The 17516-nt window shown below is 52.3% G+C and carries 13 protein-coding genes and 1 pseudogene; 12 read left to right on the forward strand and 2 right to left on the reverse strand.

The features are described from left to right. Positions 1-277, reverse strand: a pseudogene (locus tag ACEW8P_RS05710) (hypothetical protein); the annotation flags it as partial. Between the two features lie 79 nt (positions 278-356). Continuing rightward, positions 357-1226 (reverse strand): DUF58 domain-containing protein, encoded by an 870-nt coding sequence (locus ACEW8P_RS05715; RefSeq protein ID WP_373512141.1) that lies wholly within the window; start codon positions 1224-1226, stop codon positions 357-359. 185 nt (positions 1227-1411) lie between these two features. Between ACEW8P_RS05715 and ACEW8P_RS05720 the strand changes: the two genes are divergently transcribed. The 12 genes from ACEW8P_RS05720 to ACEW8P_RS05775 form a co-directional block, all read left to right on the forward strand. After that, on the forward strand, positions 1412-1783 hold the full coding sequence (locus tag ACEW8P_RS05720) for a DUF4296 domain-containing protein (RefSeq protein ID WP_373512142.1): 372 nt from the start codon (positions 1412-1414) through the stop codon (positions 1781-1783). 185 nt (positions 1784-1968) lie between these two features. After that, positions 1969-2760: a polyprenol monophosphomannose synthase gene (locus tag ACEW8P_RS05725; protein WP_373512143.1), complete on the forward strand. Its 792-nt coding sequence runs from the start codon at positions 1969-1971 to the stop codon at positions 2758-2760. Between the two features lie 277 nt (positions 2761-3037). Next, complete coding sequence (locus ACEW8P_RS05730; RefSeq protein ID WP_373512144.1) at positions 3038-5992, forward strand: S8 family serine peptidase; 2955 nt, start codon at positions 3038-3040, stop codon at positions 5990-5992. Between the two features lie 349 nt (positions 5993-6341). Next, on the forward strand, positions 6342-9377 hold the full coding sequence (locus tag ACEW8P_RS05735) for a WD40/YVTN/BNR-like repeat-containing protein (RefSeq protein ID WP_373512145.1): 3036 nt from the start codon (positions 6342-6344) through the stop codon (positions 9375-9377). A 147-nt stretch (positions 9378-9524) separates the two neighbouring features. Next, complete coding sequence (locus ACEW8P_RS05740; RefSeq protein WP_373512146.1) at positions 9525-9851, forward strand: ArsR/SmtB family transcription factor; 327 nt, start codon at positions 9525-9527, stop codon at positions 9849-9851. Positions 9852-9924: 73 nt separating this feature from the next. Further along, a complete protein-coding gene (locus tag ACEW8P_RS05745) occupies positions 9925-10821 on the forward strand; it encodes an arsenite methyltransferase (protein ID WP_373512147.1) in 897 nt (298 codons plus the stop codon). A 141-nt stretch (positions 10822-10962) separates the two neighbouring features. Then, positions 10963-11451: a protein-tyrosine-phosphatase gene (locus ACEW8P_RS05750; RefSeq protein WP_373512148.1), complete on the forward strand. Its 489-nt coding sequence runs from the start codon at positions 10963-10965 to the stop codon at positions 11449-11451. A gap of 86 nt (positions 11452-11537) precedes the next feature. Continuing rightward, entirely contained in the window at positions 11538-12233 is a 696-nt protein-coding gene (recO, locus tag ACEW8P_RS05755; protein ID WP_373512149.1) for a DNA repair protein RecO, read from the forward strand. A gap of 80 nt (positions 12234-12313) precedes the next feature. Continuing rightward, complete coding sequence (locus ACEW8P_RS05760) at positions 12314-13684, forward strand: vanadium-dependent haloperoxidase (protein ID WP_373512150.1); 1371 nt, start codon at positions 12314-12316, stop codon at positions 13682-13684. Beyond that, the gene (locus tag ACEW8P_RS05765) at positions 13685-14086 is read left to right on the forward strand and encodes a hypothetical protein (RefSeq protein WP_373512151.1); all 402 of its coding nucleotides are present in this window, start codon (positions 13685-13687) and stop codon (positions 14084-14086) included. It begins immediately after the preceding gene. 61 nt (positions 14087-14147) lie between these two features. Next, positions 14148-15872, forward strand: a complete 1725-nt coding sequence (locus ACEW8P_RS05770) for an SWIM zinc finger domain-containing protein (protein WP_373512152.1) — start codon at positions 14148-14150, stop codon at positions 15870-15872. A gap of 123 nt (positions 15873-15995) precedes the next feature. Continuing rightward, on the forward strand, positions 15996-17516 hold a 1521-nt coding region (locus tag ACEW8P_RS05775), incomplete at its 3' end, for a DUF4011 domain-containing protein (protein ID WP_373512153.1).

A 17516-nucleotide genomic window follows, 5' to 3' on the forward strand; every position in this document is an offset into this window, starting at 1 on the left:
CCAGTCGGTAGATCGTACTATCCAGGCTACCGAGCGAATCGGTGCGGGTGGTGAAGTACTCCTGTCCGATCATTTCGAAGGGGGAGAAATTAAAGGCTGAATCGGGGAAGAAAACCTCAGCCGCCGGATCGTGCAAAAAACTGAACGAGTAGTTGAAAGGCTTCCCTATTTCGATCGTGTCCGTTAGGAATTCCCCTTGTGGCCGCCGAACCTGCTTCATCGCAGCCTTCTTCTGCGCGAACCCAGCCGATGGGCTAAATGCAGAAAGTAGCAGCATGACAAGCCAACAAGCAGCCCTTTGCCATCTCACATGCTCACCTACAAATAACTGTCCACTGTCCATTGTCAACTTTCAACTAATTAAACCGCCTCACCCGAAAGAGCTTAATCAGCGTTGGCACGTAGTCTTCCCCGGCGTCCAGCGACAGATAATCGGCTCGGTTTTGTCGGCAAAGTTTTTCCAACGTTTCCTGCCGCTCCCGAAACCGTTGCTTCATGTTTTCGCGGTAGTGGGACGAAGACGCGTTCACCCACTTTCTGGACTGTCTCTCAGCATCATAAATAGGTATGATCCCCAACCGGGGCAGGTTGGTCTCTCGCATATCGTGGACATGGATCACGATCAGGTCATGCTTGCGAGCCAGGGCTTTTAAGTTATGTTCGTAACCTTCGTCTATAAAATCAGAAATCATAAAAACCAAGCTTCGCCTTTTCAGCACATTGAGGGTTAGAAGAATAGCTTCCGAAAGATTAGTGCGCGGCGAACCGGGCGACAATTTGTATAGTTCCGAAATAAAGCCGTAAGCGTGTTTCATCCCGTCTGACGGGCGAATGTAGCGTTCCTTCTGATCTGAAAAACACAACAACCCGACCCGGCTCGCTTCCTGAATCGCCGAAAGGGCTAACACGCCGCAAATCTCCTTGGAGGCGTCTATTTTTAGCCGCGTTTGGTCGCCCACTTCCTGAGAAGCGCTCACATCCACCACAAAAAACACGGTCTGCTCTTTTTCCTCCTTGAAAATCTTGATATAAGTACCGTGTCCCTTGGCCGAGGTATTCCAGTCGATGGCCCGCACGTCATCACCGTATTGGTAGAGACGCAGGTCGTCAAATTCCAGCCCCGAGCCTTTGAACACGGAGTGGAAGTTGCCGTGACGCTCGCTGTTGACCGCCTTACGGATGCGGATTTCGTACTGCCGAAGTTTGGTCAGGAAGTCTTGGAACACTAGTCAATTTTGAATGAGTGAACGAGTGAGTGAGTGAATACTGGACTCTAATGTCCTGTTTCTGCGCATCACTATAATTGAACAGTTTCTTGTTAAAAAACCTAAATTTTGGGCGTTTCCTGAAAGATTTTCGACCTTTGAGGCGTTACTAGGAGCCAGACAAATATAAAAACTTTGCCTTGATTATGGCACGTCTTCCGTTTATCTTCCGGTCTTTCCTGCTGCTGACGCTTTGCGTTTCGGGGCTATTGGCTTGCGATGGCGAAAACAGTCCACCGAGCGGTCTGATTCCACAGGAAAAAATGGCCGAAATTCTGACGGATATTCACATCGCTGAAGCCCGCGTTACCAATATGCAATTACGTTCGCTCGATTCCTCGGTTTTTTTGTACGATAATTTGCAAGAGAGAATTTGGAAAAAGAACAAAGTAGATACATCGCTTTATCGAAAAAGCTATACTTTTTACACTTCTCACCCTACTTTGCTGGCTGAAATCTACGACCGGGTTGAAAAAAAACTGGAAGCCCGTGAAAAAAAGAAGAACATTAAGCCATGATTTTTTGTAGAGTATAAAGTTTTGGCCCCGTTTTTGAGGGCGATAGATTTGAGTCCCCAATCGTTCTTTTTGCTACATTTGCGCCAATTCAGAAGCATCTAGGTAGTCTTTCAACCTCAAATTATCTGAATCCAGTCTAGTGAGAGCTTGAATTCTCACTACCCACCACAAACCCTCTACAAAAAGTGACTGATTCCGTCGTCATCATACCGACCTATAATGAGATCGAGAACATCGAAGCAATCATCCGTAAGGTTTTCAGTTTGCCGAAAGCCTTAGATCTGCTCATTGTAGATGACGGTTCTCCAGACGGGACGGCCCATAAAGTAAAGGAGTTGCAGACCGAATTTCCCGGACAATTGCACTTGGCCGAGCGGAAAGGAAAGCTCGGATTGGGTACGGCTTACATCCACGGATTCAAGTGGGGGCTACAAAAACACTACAACTACTTCTTCGAGATGGACGCCGATTTTTCGCATAATCCTGAGGATCTGGTACGGCTGTATGAAGCCTGCGCGGAGGGAAGGAGCGACATCGCAGTGGGATCGCGGTATATCCGGGGCGTCAACGTGGTCAACTGGCCTATGAAGCGGGTACTTATGTCGTACTTCGCGGGTCATTATGTGCGCTTTGTAACGGGGATGACGGTTATGGACCCCACTGCTGGGTTCGTTTGCTACAGCCGCGAGGTACTCGAAACGCTTCCTCTCGACCATATCAAGTTTGTGGGTTATGCCTTTCAAATCGAGATGAAATTCGACGCCTGGAAGTACGGATTCAAGATCACCGAAGTACCTATCATTTTTACTGACCGTACTTTGGGTGAGTCCAAAATGTCGGCAGGAATCTTCAAAGAAGCTATTCTGGGCGTACTGGGCTTGAAAATAGGTAGTTGGTTCAAGCGGTACATTCGTGAAACTCCGGTAACGACATCGGCTTCCGTCGAAGTCGCCTCCTCTAGCCCGGCTTTAGGGTAGGGAAGAGTGTCCTACTCAATTTTACCCACTTCGAGGGGCACTCCTTCTTCTCTTCTTGCGCAGATTAAAGGCATGATTTATTCGTCCTGTATCTGCCTAATTTCCGTTCACAAAAGTCAAACAAAGCGGTACAGTTTTTGCTGTACGAAATCCGTCTTTCCTAAGAGAGGCAATCGGCTATTTTGGCTATAGATACATTTAATCCGAATAAAGAGGGTGTATGGGCGGTAGGTTTACTATAAAGCAGAAGATACATATATTCACTATTTTTTTTCTGATGACGATCGGAATAGGTGGGCTGGCTCCTGCGGTTTCGGCTCAGAACTCCCCTACTTCCTCCCGAAATCTACCCAACTACTCACCAGGAGGTTTTCAAGGCAATTATCAGAAAGCGCTCTTGAAAGCCCAGCGGCACGGCTGGCCCCTTCGCCTGAACCTCAGCCCCGGCAAGGCTATCTCACTTCACCATACAGACGCGCTTGGTCAGCCAGTTTATTACACCACTCATAGTACCCCACTTTCTCTGGGAACTCACACGGCCTCGCTCTACGAGGGTGGTGGCTTAGGGTTGAAGCTAAGCGGCAGCAGCCCTTCACTCAAAGGCAAACTTGCTCTCTGGGATGGCGGCAAGGTGCGAAGCGATCACCGCGAACTGAGCGGTAAAGTAATCCAGTCGGATGTCGATGGCCCTACCGCCAACGACCACGCTACCCACATGGCGGGCATACTGGTCGGCCGGGGTATTTACAAGTCAGCCCAGGGGATGGCCTTTGGCGGAGAATTGAGCGCATGGGACTTCGACAACGATCTGAGCGAGGTAGTTCGAGAAGCCCCTAACCTCCTCATATCCAATCATGCTTATGGTCCCGTGGCGGGCTGGGTGCTAGATCCCAGCCGCCCGGGCAATTCTAACGATCTAAAATGGGAGTGGTGGGGTACACCCGCTGTTGACGAGCAACAAGATTTTCGCTTTGGCTTCTATGATGAGGCAGTGAGCGAAGTAGATCGCATCACCTACAATTTTCCGTATTTCCTAATGGTGCGCTCGGCGGACAATAAGCGGGTAGAGAACGGCCCGCCCGCAGGGACAAAGTATTTTCTGAAAAATACGGATAACCAAAGTGCGTTAGCCCGCAGCCGTAACGATGGGTACGACATTCTACCCGGTGAATCCAACGCCAAGAATGTGCTGACCGTCGGGGCCGCCGAACTGAGCGACACGGCTTACCGAGTTACGCCTTACAGTAGCTGGGGGCCGACGGACGACGGACGTATTAAGCCCGACCTGCTGGGTCTTGGCATGGGTGTAATTTCCAGTATGGGTACCAGCACAGATGCATACGGCACATTCTCAGGTACTTCCATGGCCAGCGCCAACGTTTCGGGTTCGTTGCTGCTTTTGCAGGAACTCTACCAGCAACGAAAGGGGGTATTTATGCTGTCCTCCACGCTAAAAGGGTTGGTGCTGCACACGGCCACCAAACCTGGTGCGAACACGGCTCCCAGCTACGAGTATGGCTGGGGATTGCTCGACGCCGAGAAAGCCGCCAAAGTCATCCTAAACGAGAATGGAGAGTCGCTTCTGGCCGAAAACGTGCTGACGCAGGGCGGAACCTATACCCGCAGTTTCGTGGCTTCAGGTGACAGGCCGCTGGTGATAACAATCTGCTGGACCGACCCCGAAGCTGTTCCCACGCCTGTTAGTAGTCGCAATCTGAACAATCCCACTCCTAAGCTGGTGAACGACTTGGATGCCATGCTGACCGAAGGCTTTAATCGCTACGAGCCGTGGGTACTTGACCCCGCCGCGCCCGCAGAAAAGGCCAAAAGAGGTGATAATTTCCGGGATAACGTGGAGCAAATATTCGTAGCTCAGCCGCTCAAAGGCCGCACTTACTCGCTGACCGTTTCGCATAAAAATATTCTCAAAAATGGCCGCCAGCCCTATGCCCTCGTCGTCAGCGGTCAAGAACAGCCAGATTGTGCTTTGGCCGCTACCCTCACCCCCGGCAACGACACGACACTCTGCGCCGGACAGGCGATTACTTTATCGGCTAATCCGGGTCTCGGCTTCACCTACGAATGGTCTCAGAACGGCACGATGGTCAAGAAAGGTGTGGAGCGAACCCTGGAAGTGAATAAGCCGGGGCGTTACGCCGTACGTGTTAGTTCAGCGGGATGCGAGGCTTCCTCCCGGCTCGTGGAAATTCGCGGTTCCGACCTCTTCGCCGACATTGCCCAAAAGGGAACCGTACTAGTTTGTGACGATAAGGGAACCGAATTGCAGGCTAATACCGGAGCGGGCTACAACTACCAGTGGCTGGTGGATGGTAAAGCGGTCGGCAGGGCTACCTCGTCCCGCTACCAAGCCATCGCAACTGGTAGTTATCAAGTGCGTATCAGCCATAGTAGTTGCGTCGCCACTTCCACGGCCACGCGGGTGGATATAAAGCCCGTGAAGTCCACACTTACCCCCAGCGTGAGCGCAGTAATTTGCAACGACTTGCCCGCGCGGCTTGCCGCTCCGCAGGAGAAAGAATATGTTTATGCCTGGTATCACAATGGTACCTTGATCCCCACCGCTACGGACTTTTCATACCAGGCTAGCAAGGCGGGTCGATACTCCGTGGAAGTGGGTAACGGGACTTGTCGCGTACGCTCGACAGATGTAATCGTACAGCAGGTTAAAGTGAATGCTGTCATCACACAACCCGCTTCAACAGTTATCGACAAGGGCGGTAGTGTCGCGTTGCAAGCCAATTACGAAATTGGCAACCGTTACGCTTGGTACCGTGAAGACAGCCTGTTGGCCGCCGAAGATGCCCCGCTGCTGAAAGTTACCGAGGGCGGGCGATATAAGGTGGTAGTTAGCAACGGCGGTTGCACCGCCGAATCGGCGGTCGTGACGCTACTGGGCGGTACATCCGAGGTTGGTTCTCCTTACTTGGTGACGGGTCTTACTCCGACTATTGCTGCCGATGATGCCTTGCTGCTTTATCCCAATCCCTCGCACGAAGTGGTAACTGTCACCATTCCCGCGCAAGGCCGTGCTTCTAATTCTCGCGCCACACTCATTGGCCTGGCAGGACGTCCAGTTCTTTCCCAATCTCTCATTCCTGAGGGCGGGTACCTCAAAACGAAGTTCGACCTGCGGCACTTGCCCGCCGGATTCTACCTGATCAAGGTCAGTGCGGGCGAGCGGATTTTTACGAAAAGCTTTTTGAAGCAGTAAGGAGCGACAAGCCCACAGGGCTGAAAAGGAAATTAAGCAAAGTCACCCAATACCAAAAGTAGGGCGTTAGCTACAGGATTGCGGGCTTGTCGAGCGGGTGCGCGAATTTTCCCGACGAACTGACGGAACAAAAAATGATCCATCCCGAGATTGTAACAAAATGATTGCCCTTATATTTCCGCATAATCAATCGAGACACGCTTTTGGAAGGCCGTTCTATCAGATTTATTGATAATCAAAGCTAGTCCTAAAAGCCGCATCGTTTGATGCGGCTTTTTTGTTGGGACCAACTTCCCTATTTTTGTTGAAACAGCATTTACAAGTACTTCACGCAACTCGCTAAATCCGTATGAGAAAAATACTACTTATCAGCCTCGCTCTGTCGGCGGGCCTGTCCTTCACCGTCAACGCCCAGAAGAAAAAGAAAGCTACCGCGTCTTCCCAAGCCACGACCGTCGCAGCCACTCCCGCCGCCGACCGCACCAAGGGCTACGAGCAGCGCCAAATACTGGACGCCAATTCCCTGCTGAATAACGTGAAATTCCGCGCCATCGGCCCCACCGACATGAGTGGTCGTGTGGTGGACCTGGACGTCAATGACGCCAATCCGACGCAGTTTTACGTGGCTTACGCCTCGGGTGGACTGTGGCGCACCGACAACAACGGCATGAGCTTCACGCCGCTGTTCGACAACGAATCCACGATGTCCATCGGCGACATCGCGGTGGACTGGAAGACCAATGGACAGACGATTTGGGTAGGTACGGGCGAGAATAATTCGAGCCGCTCGTCATACTCAGGCGATGGCGTATTTAAAAGTACCGATGGTGGCAAAACTTGGCAGCACGTCGGTTTGGAAGACACCCACCACATCGGGCAGGTAATCCTGCATCCTACCGACCCCAACACGGTGTGGGTCGCAGCACTCGGGCATTTGTACGGCCCCAACGCCGAACGGGGCGTTTACAAAACTACCGACGGCGGCAAAACCTGGGCCAAAACGCTGTACATCGACGACAACACCGGGGCCATCGACTTGGATCTTCATCCGACCAACCCGAATGTACTTTTCGCCTCGATGTGGCACAAGGAGCGTAGTGCCTGGAACTTCGTGGAAGGAGGAAAAACCTCCGGCATTTATCAATCTACCGACGGTGGCAACACCTGGCAACTCCTCAGCACAGCGGGCAGCGGCTTGCCACAGGGCGAGGACGTGGGCCGCATTGGGCTGGCGATTTATCCCAAGAATCCTGACATCTTATACGCTTTTGTGGACAACCAGGGCAAGCGCAAGCCGGAGGACAAAAAAGACGACGAAGGCCTGACCGTGAAGCAGTTGAAAAATATGAAGATGGAAGACTTCATGGAGCTGTCGGATTTAATCATCAATGAGTTTTTGGACAAAGGCAATTACCCCGAGAAAAACTCGGCTAAACAGCTTAAAGTCGACTTGAAAAGCGGTAGGCTAAAAGTGAAGGACATCTACGATTTTGTGGGCGGTGCCAACGACGACCTCATTTCGGCTCCCATCAAGGGCGCGGAAATCTACCGCTCCGATAATGGCGGCAAGTCCTGGAAAAAGACCCACGACGAACCGATCGACCTGGTCTATACCTACGGGTACTACTTCGGGCAAATCTTCGTGGCTCCAACCGACCCCGACCGCCTCGTGACCTTTGGCGTTCCCATCCTGCAATCGAGAGACGGAGGAAAAACCTGGAAGAACCTGGACAAGGAAAACGTCCATTCCGACCACCACGCGCTTTGGATCAATCCCAATAACCCCGACCATATGATTAATGGCAACGATGGCGGCGTAAACGTGACCTACGACAGCGGCAAGCACTGGTCACACCTTAATTCGGAACCATTGGGACAGTTTTACGCCATCGCGGTGGATATGGAAAAACCTTATAACGTTTATGGCGGCTTGCAGGACAACGGCGTGTGGACGGGTACTTCGCAACCCAACGAAGACGGCCCGCTGCCCGCCTGGAAGTCGATCATGGGCGGCGACGGGATGCAGGTGCAGGTGGACTGGCGCGACAACCGCACGGTTTACACGGGTTTCCAGTTCGGCAACTACTTCCGGCTCGATAAAAGCAAGCCCGGCTTTGGCAGCATGAAGCGGCTGGCTATGCCGCGCGAGATCGGCGACCCCAAGCTGCGTTTCAACTGGCAGGCCCCGATTCACCTTTCTCGCCACAACCAGGACATCGTCTATTTCGGCTCTAACAAATTTCACCGTAGCCTCGATAAGGGTGAAACTTTCGAGAATCTCTCGGACGACCTCACCAAGGGCGGTAAGGAAGGCGACGTTCCCTACGGTACGCTAACCACCATCGACGAATCGCCCAAACGCTTCGGCTTGCTCTATGCGGGAACCGACGACGGCCTGGCCTGGGTATCCAAAGATGCAGGCTACAACTGGACGAAAATCTCCGATGCCTTACCTCAAAACCTGTGGGTGAGCCGCCTGACTGCCTCGGCCCACGACGAAGGCACGGTTTACGCTTCACTGAATGGCTACCGCGACGACAACTTCCTTCCCTACCTCTTCGCCTCGACCGACCACGGTCAAACCTGGAAGGCCATTGGCACCGACCTACCCGCCGAGCCAATTAATGTCGTGAAGGAAGACCCCGTGAACGCCAATGTTCTCTATGTCGGCACCGATCACGGCGTGTACGTTTCGCTGGATAAAGGTGGCTCGTTTATGCGGATGTCGGGTGGCCTGCCCGCCGTGGCGGTACACGACCTACTGGTACATCCGCGCGATAAGGAACTAGTCGTCGGAACGCACGGGCGCTCGATTTTCGTGGCGGACGTAAGTTTAGTGCAGAAATTGGCCGACACGCTGCGCAGCAAGTCCGTTTACGCCTTTACCCTCGATCCAGTGACATACAGTACCCGCTGGGGTAAAGTCAACAAGTACCAGGAACCAAAGCCGCTGCGGTACGAGATTCCCTATTACGCAAAAACTGCTGGTAAAACTACCCTCGATATACAGACCGAGAAGGGCCTCACGCTGGCAACGCTCACCGACAGCAGCAAGCCAGGTCTCAACTACGCCGTGTGGGACTACACGGTAAATCCCGACGTAAAAACTACCTACGCGCAGTACTTGAACGATGTTAAAAAGAAAGAAGAAAAAGAAATCAAGCTGGAAGCCGCCGAGGATAAGAAGCTATATGTACAGGCAGGTAAGTATAAAGTAGTCATTTCTACTGCCAATGGCGCGAAAACCGAGCAGACACTGACGGTGATGGCTCCCGAAAAACGGGCATCGAAAAGAGGTATAAGCGTGAGTGAGAAAATTCCCTCTTCGCCGGGTGAATGGGAAGAGTACATGGAAGAGGAATTGGGGATTGAGGAAGTGAAGTAGCATTCCTAACATCCCGAAAGATCGGCCCCAATGGAATTGCCATCTGGCGTTTGAACTTCCGGGATGTTTTTGAAAAAGATTAATCGCAATATTGCGATTAATAAAAAATTCCATACCTTTGGCCCATTATAAACCCCAACCACCACAATGGGCCTTACCAAAACTCAGGAGTTCACCGTTCAGGAAAACCGCATCGCCGAACTAGCCAAAGCGTTTGCCCATCCGGCGCGGGTAGCTATTTTGAGGCTGCTGGCCGAGCGGAAGTCTTGCGTCTGCGGGGATTTGGTGGATGAGCTACCGCTGTCGCAGGCTACGGTGTCACAACATTTGAAGGAGTTAAAGCGTATCGGCATCATTCAGGGTGAAATCGATCCGCCGCGCGTGTGCTATTGCATCGATGAGGTAGTTTGGGAAGAAGCCCAGGCTACTTTTACGGCTCTATTCGGTAAGTTCAGGACGTTAGGCTGCTGTTAAAAAAATTTAGATTTATCTATCGCAATATTACAATCAATAACTTTACTTTTCACTTTAAACAAATCCCAAAACTATGGAAACGACCGAACTTGAATTAAAGGAAATCGTCCGCAAGAAATACGCCGAAATAGCCAGGCAAGATCCTGATGCCAACGCCGCCTCATGCTGCGGGAGCGGTCCGGTTTCGCAGGAAGTCTATAACATCATGACCGACGATTACACGACTTTGGAAGGCTATACAGCGGAGGCCGATTTGGGACTCGGCTGCGGACTTCCCACACAATTTGCTCAAATCAAGAAAGGCGACGTGGTCATCGATCTTGGCTCCGGCGCGGGCAACGACTGCTTTGTGGCCCGGCACGAAACTGGCCCAGAAGGCAAGGTGGTCGGTATCGACTTTACGGAAGAAATGATCGCCCGCGCCCGCCAAAACGCCGAAACACGCGGTCTGCACAACGTCGAGTTTCGGCAGGGCGACATCGAACAAATGCCCGTGAGCGACGGCGTGGCCGATGTAGTTGTGAGCAATTGCGTGCTCAACCTCGTCCCGAACAAGCGGGAGGTCTTCGCCGAAATAATCCGGGTGTTGAAACCCGGCGGTCATTTCAGCATTTCAGATATCGTCCTCAATGGCGAACTACCCGATAATCTGCGCCAAGCCGCCGAGATGTACGCGGGCTGCGTGACGGGGGCCATCATGAAGGATGAGTACCTGGCCCTTGCCGCCGAAGCGGGCTTCGAGAACCTGACGTTGCAGAAGCAAAAAGCAATTTTTATTCCCGACGATATTTTGCTGGAGTACCTTCCAGCCGATGAAATCGCCAACTTCCGCAACAGCGGGGCTGTAGTGGAAAGCATCACGCTGTTTGCCAGCAAGCCCGGCGGTAGTCAGAAGCTCGCTTTTGAAATGCTGAACGTCGCAGCAGTGCAGGCAGATGGCGCGTGCTGTGGACCAGACGGCTGCTGCTAATTGAACCTAATCCAGATGCTGCTTCCACCACTCCAAGCCTATGTTGCCTCTCTCAATCCAGGCTCAATCCCTCTGCATCGTCGTAAGGTTTTGGATGAAATAAGCCATTTTATCCAAAATAAGGTTGCATCAAAGAATCGCGTGAATCTGACGTTTATCTGCACCCACAACTCGCGCCGGAGCCATATGGGGCAAGTGTGGGCGCAGGTAGCGGCGCATTATTGGGAGGTACCTGAAGTACATTGCTATTCAGGCGGTACTGAGGTCACCGCCTGTCACCCGAACACGCTAGACGCGTTGGCCAGTGCCGGGTTGGTAGTCCAAAAAATGACCGAAGGAGATAATCCGGTTTATGAATTACGGTATTCAGAAGCGGCCCCACCTATCGTTGCATTTTCAAAATTGTACAATCAGGCTCCGAATCCCACTGATGATTTCGCGGCAATTATGATGTGCGACCACGCGGAGAAAAATTGTCCATACATCCCTGGCGCGCAATGCCGCGTCGCGGTCACCTATGCCGATCCGAAAGAGGCAGATGGTACTTCGCTTGAAAAGCAAACCTACGAGGGTCGCAGTGAGCAGATCGCCACAGAAATGAAGTATGCCTTCTCCAGCATTTGGGGCTGAAATCGAAAAATGCATCTTATCCATTCGACGAACCTACCGCCAAACCGGGAGGTTTTTTTTATCTTTGCTATCAAAAAATTTTCCTGATGCTGCATAAAACCCGAGGCATCGCGCTCAATTACATTCGCTACCGCGAGTCGTCCATCATCGCCAAGATTTATACCGAGGCGTTCGGCATTCAGAGCTATATCGTAAACGGCGTGCGGAGCAGCCGTTCCAAGTCTAACCGCATCGCGCTGTTTCAGCCGCTGACGCTGCTGGACTTGGTAGTATATCATAAAAATAAGGCCGACACCCTGCATCGCATTTCCGAAATCAAGTGTCGGATTCCGTTCCATAGCCTGCCATTCGAGGTAGTTAAGTCGAGCTTGGGCCTGTTTTTGACCGAAATTTTGATAAAATCTTTGCGGGAAGAGGAAGAAAACGTGCCGCTGTTCGAATTTCTGGAAGATGCCGTGCTGTACCTGGATAACGCCGAAGAACACTACGAGAATTTTCACATTCACTTCCTGGCCCAACTCTCATTTTTTCTAGGCTTTGGCATGGAAACAGCGAATGACCTGAGCAATGAACTCCGCGACAACCACTACCCCGTTTCGCCTGACGCCACGCAGAAGGCTGCGCTGCAAACTTGGTTGTCGGTTCCCTTCGGCGTGATGGTCCCGCTCGACAAAGGCAGGCGGATTTCGTTACTGAACATGCTGGTCTTTTTGTACAAAGTACACCTCGATTCGCTGGGCGAGATCAAATCGCTGGAAGTACTGCACGAGGTACTAAACTGAAGAATCGTGGTGCTAAAAATTTGGTATGGTTGTTGCACTTCTGGAAAGTCGATCTTGTGAACAAACCTTTTTTGCTGACAATGAAAAGACTACTCTACTTTTTTTTCACTTTTATTCTAGTATGGGCCTGTACACCCGCGAACGAAGTGACGCCTACCATTACTTCGCCCCAAGCCAACGTGACCGCCAACTACTCGGCGGATTTCCTGCACGACTGGATTAACTTGGAATGTCGGCTAGTCAAAGAAACCAATGGCTTTTTCCCGCCCCAAGCGGCGCGGGTTTTCGGCCTCACGGGCGTAACGGCCTACGAAGCGGCCTATCGGGGCATTCCGGGCGCTCGCTCACTGACCGGGCAGTTAAACGGTTTTGGCTCTTACCCCATGCCCGATGCCGATATCCTGAGTGTGCAGTATCACTGGGGCATCGTCACCAACGCGGCGGTGGCCGAAATCATGCGGCTGTCGTTCGGTGGCAACTTGTCGGCGGATAACCTGGGAGCGATAATTGAGAAGGAAGAAACCAACTATAATCAGTTCAAGAAAGATGCCCCCAGCAAAGCGGTTGCGGAAATTTCTTACAAGCTTGGCAAGGATATTGCGGCGGCGGTTTTTGAATACTCAAAGACTGACGGTGGCCATGAAGCCTACCTCAGACCTTTTTCCAAAACCTACAAAATTCCCGTTGGTGCTGATAAGTGGATTCCCACCGATGCCAAGAACCTGACTCCCCTCTGTCCTGAGTGGGACAAGTGTCGCCCGATGCTGGCCTCCAACATGGCTTACGCCGTACCGCCCAAGCCTGTGGCCTTCTCAACCGATCCGAAGTCGGAGTTTTTCAAAATTAGCATGCAAGTGTACAACACGGTAAAGAACGTGACGCCAGAGCAGGTGGAAATAGCTCGCTTCTGGGCAGACGACCCCTTCGCCACCTGCACGCCCACGGGCCATACCTTCGGCATCCTGACTCAGCTTTTGAAAGAAACCAACGCTACACTTGAAAAAGCAGCCGTGGCCTATGCAAAACTGGGTATCGCCGAAAACGATGCCTTCATTACCTGTTGGAAGATTAAGTATGACTTTGCGCTAATTCGTCCCGTTTCCTACATCCAGAAGTACATCGACCCCAACTTCAAGACCGTGATTGGTACGCCACCTTTCCCGGCCTATACCTCGGGCCACGCCACGGAAGCGGCCGTGGGCGAGCGCGTATTTACAGAGATGTTCACCAACGGCGATGGCATGTATCCCTTCACCGACCGTTCGCAGTTGCAGCACGGCTTTGGCACCCGGAAGTTTAAGAATTTCAAGCAGATGTCCGAGGAATGCGCCGACTCGCGCATGTACGGCGGCATCCACTACGACATGGACAACCAACGCGGCCTGCTCATGGGCCGGGCCGTGGGCGACAACGTGTTACGTTCTATTCAGTGGCCTAAGAATTTAAAATAGTTGACATTGGATAGTGGACAGTTGACAGTGCGCTTTCTTGCCTTCCTGATTGCATCAGGACTTATTTTCGGCTGCCAGACCAACGCTGTGCGGGATGAAGACGTGGCTTTGCTAGCGGATTTGGAGTGCCAGGCAAGACAATTAAAGGAGCAGCGCTTTCAGGTAGCCAACGAACTCCGACTGCGGGGCGATTCTTTGATGAAGGCCAATATCTTGCTGACCGATGCGCAGCGGAAGGAGGAGGATTCCCTGAAACAAACGCTGACTGTACAAACCGGGAAACTAGCCACGCGGCTGACTTTCGTGATGGATAGCTTGTTCGAGGCGCATTACAAGACCATCGAGCAGCGGGAGGCGTTCGATCTGGCTTTGGCCAAAAAGGTGGGGGAGATTTGCCCGTAAGCGGGGGATAGTTGGTAATTTCGTGTTTCTTGAAACCCAACCTCAAATCGTCCGCCTACTTATGTTCACCCTGGATAATTTCTCCGAAAAAATAACCGAAAAAATAGTCGAGCGGGGCAGCGACTATTTTCTGAATGGCGCCGTCACCTACCTCGAAGAAGACGAAGACGGCCAGTGGGAGGCCGAGGTGGATGGTAGCGAAACCTACCATTTGGACATTACGCTGAAAGGGCGCACCGTTGAAAGCTACTATTGTGACTGCCCCTACGATGACGACGACTGCAAGCACATCGTGGCGGTGCTGTACGAAATGCGGCAGCGAATCAAAGAGCGGAAATCGCAACCTGCCGCCAAAAATTCCAAGAAACTGACGCTGGCTTCGCTGCTGGACAAGATCGACTTGTCGGAACTGCGCGGTTTTGTGACGGAATACGCCGCTTCGGACAAGACCTTCCGCCAGAAACTCGAACTCCACTTCGCCGACAAGGACGACCGCATCGACGTTGGGCAAAAGTACAGCGAACTCATCGCGAAAATCGTCCGCACTCACGCCGACCGGGGTTATCTTGGTTATAGCGAGTCGCGGAAGGTAGCCAAAGAACTCGACAAAATCGTCGAGATGGGCTATCAGTACGCCTCCAACGACAACTATAAGGACGCCCTGACGGTGGCTCAGGTTCTGCTGGTGGAACTCATGGATCTATGTAAGGAATCCGACGACTCGGCGGGCGACCTGGGCGGTACCTTCTTCGGCATCTCCGAACTGATGGACACCCTCGCCACTTCGGACGCCAGCCTGGAACTCAAAGAAGAACTGCTCGAATTTCTTGCCAAGGAACTTCAAAACCAGGATTACTTCAACTACGGCGATTATGGCTACGATTTGCTGGCCGTAATCCCGCCTATTGCTCTCGCCCTGGGCGAGCCGGATATGTACCTCACCGTGCTGGATCGCCTGGAGAAAAAAGCGGACAACTTTCTTCTCCAGCAACTCAAAACCAGCCGAATCGATTTTCTGCGCAGCATTGGCCGCACCGAAGAAGTGAACCAGGCCGTGGAAGCCAGCATGGACATCCCGCAGGTAAGGCAGGGCGTGGTGGATGAAGCTTTGCGGCAAAAAGATTACCGGAAAGCCAAAGCCCTGCTCGGCGAAGGCATCCCGATCGCCGAGCGGCTGAACCACCCCGGCACGGTACACGACTGGGAAAAGCAGTTGCTGAGCATCGCCGAACTGGAAAAGGACACGCCGCAAATCCGACATTTTGCCAAAAAGTTCGCGTTTGATCGGCAGTTCAACCTGAATTATTACCAAAAATGGAGAAGCACTTTTTCCGCCACCGAATGGGAAGAAGAACGCAAAGACCTCATTAAAAAGAAAACAAAAGAAATAAAGGACACCCCCAACAGAGGTTTTTGGTCGAGTCCCCAAAAAGTTCTGTTCTCGGCTCTGTCGCCTATTTTCATTGAGGAAAAGCTCTGGCCCCGACTGTTCGAACTCGTTCAGAAAGACCCTGATTTCGATATGCTGAACAACGTGCGCCCCTACCTGGCCAAACTTTACCCCGAAGAGTTGACGGCCTTGTACCTTCCCCTTTTGCAGGAATGGGGTGGACGCGTTTATGATCGGCCCGCCTACCACAGTTTGGCGACCCAGATGATCGCCATCAAAAAAGACATCCCGCTCGCCGCCGAAGCCATCGACCTGCTGGCGATGTCTCTGAAAGAAAATAATCCGCGCCGCCCCGCGATGAAAGAGGAGTTGAACGCGGTGCTGCGGGTGCAATGATCTTTCTCAAAAAAAACCCAAGTAGCAGTAGCACAAACTTCGCTTCTTAGTAACCAACTCATTTTCATCCCTTACCTTTTGTTAATGGATTCTTCTAGTCTTGAAAAGCTTATCAAAAACCAATTGGATGACAATCGTCGTGAACTGCTTGATTTGTCTTCTCGCAATCGGCTGATCTCGATTCCAATTGGTTCCAAGAGCGCCCGAATCATTCAAGTGTTTGACGAGAAATCCGACGAAGTTTTTAAACGGCTTGTTACTGAGAAAAAGAATTTTACCTTCCTACCTGGCAAAGGACAGGTCGCCTCGTCCGTGGCGCAACAGACTGAAATTGAACTTGGTGTCGCGCAGGATAGCCAGGATGAGGAGATTTTGGTCGATCTGCCGCTGCCCGAAGATGACACTGATCCGGCGACCGGAAAGGCAAAGCGCCACACTGATTCCCGTTTGCAAACCCGGCTGAGTCCCGAAGTTCTGCAACGCCGCCTTTTCGACTTGCATAACGAAGCCCGGACTATTATCGAAGAGCAGGGAGTTAATATTCTGTACCTAGCTATCGGCTATCTAAAATGGATCGATAGCTCCAATGCCAATACCGAACGAGCCGCCCCGTTGCTACTCTTGCCGATTGATTTAGTCCGCAGTTCGGCCAGCGACCGATTCGCCATCAGATGGCGCGAGGAGGATTTGCAGGACAACCTGTCGCTGGCCGAAAAAATGGACATCGAATTCGGCGTCGCGCTGCCACTGCTCGGCGACGACGATAGCGACGGTTTTGACACGGATGCCTATTTCGCTCGGGTGGAAAAGGCCATCGAAAACCTGCCGGGCTGGTCGGTCGAGAAAGATAGTATGTGCATTGGATTTTTCTCCTTTGCAAAATTCCTGATGTACAAAGATTTGGACGCCGCTTCCTGGCCCGAATCGCAATCACCCCTGCGCCACGCCCTGATCCGACGATTTCTCCTGGCCGATACCGAACCCGGCGACGAAGAAGAATCGAACACCTGGACGACCGGGACGGAGAGATTGGATGAGCGAATCCCGGTCGAACGACTCGACCACGTGGTGGATGCCGACAGTTCGCAGACCATCGCCATCGAACTCGTGCGGGAAGGAAAAAACCTGGTCATTCAGGGTCCGCCCGGTACGAGAAAAAGCCAGACGATCGCCAACATCGTTTCCACGGCGGTGCTGGATGGCAAGAAGGTGTTGTTTCTGGCCGAAAAACTGGCGGCACTGGATGTGGTCAAACAGCGGTTGGAAAAGGAAGGGCTGGGGGTGTTGTGCCTGGAACTTCACTCGAACAAAGCCAGAAAAAGCGCGGTTGCTAACGAGTTGAAAGATACTTGGGAACTGGGCAGCCCCACTGCGGATGAACTGACCAGTATAAATGGGACGCTCTCTGGCCAGCGCACCCTGTTGAATGGTCACGCCGCACGGTTCCACGCTCTGGCGGCTACCGACCGCTCTGCTTTTGATCAAGTCAGCCTACTGGCCTATCACGGTCAACCCCAAGGGCAGGAAATCGACATTTCCTTTCCCCAGGCCGAACGATGGAGCCGCCAGGAAGCCGCCGATCAGGAAACGATCTTGAAAGACCTGGTAATGCGGGCCGAGGTGGTGGGTGATCCGTCCACGCAT

It is taken from the genome of Persicitalea sp. (assembly GCF_041751555.1).
GTDB lineage: Bacteria > Bacteroidota > Bacteroidia > Cytophagales > Spirosomataceae > Persicitalea.

Coding starts and splice junctions, on each gene's coding strand:
- ACEW8P_RS05720 (WP_373512142.1), top strand. CDS start 1,412: ATGGCACGTCTTCCGTTTATCTTCCGGTCTTTCCTGCTGCTGACGCTT.
- ACEW8P_RS05730 (WP_373512144.1), top strand. CDS start 3,038: ATGACGATCGGAATAGGTGGGCTGGCTCCTGCGGTTTCGGCTCAGAAC.
- ACEW8P_RS05735 (WP_373512145.1), top strand. CDS start 6,342: ATGAGAAAAATACTACTTATCAGCCTCGCTCTGTCGGCGGGCCTGTCC.
- ACEW8P_RS05740 (WP_373512146.1), top strand. CDS start 9,525: ATGGGCCTTACCAAAACTCAGGAGTTCACCGTTCAGGAAAACCGCATC.
- ACEW8P_RS05745 (WP_373512147.1), top strand. CDS start 9,925: ATGGAAACGACCGAACTTGAATTAAAGGAAATCGTCCGCAAGAAATAC.
- recO (WP_373512149.1), top strand. CDS start 11,538: ATGCTGCATAAAACCCGAGGCATCGCGCTCAATTACATTCGCTACCGC.
- ACEW8P_RS05760 (WP_373512150.1), top strand. CDS start 12,314: ATGAAAAGACTACTCTACTTTTTTTTCACTTTTATTCTAGTATGGGCC.
- ACEW8P_RS05770 (WP_373512152.1), top strand. CDS start 14,148: ATGTTCACCCTGGATAATTTCTCCGAAAAAATAACCGAAAAAATAGTC.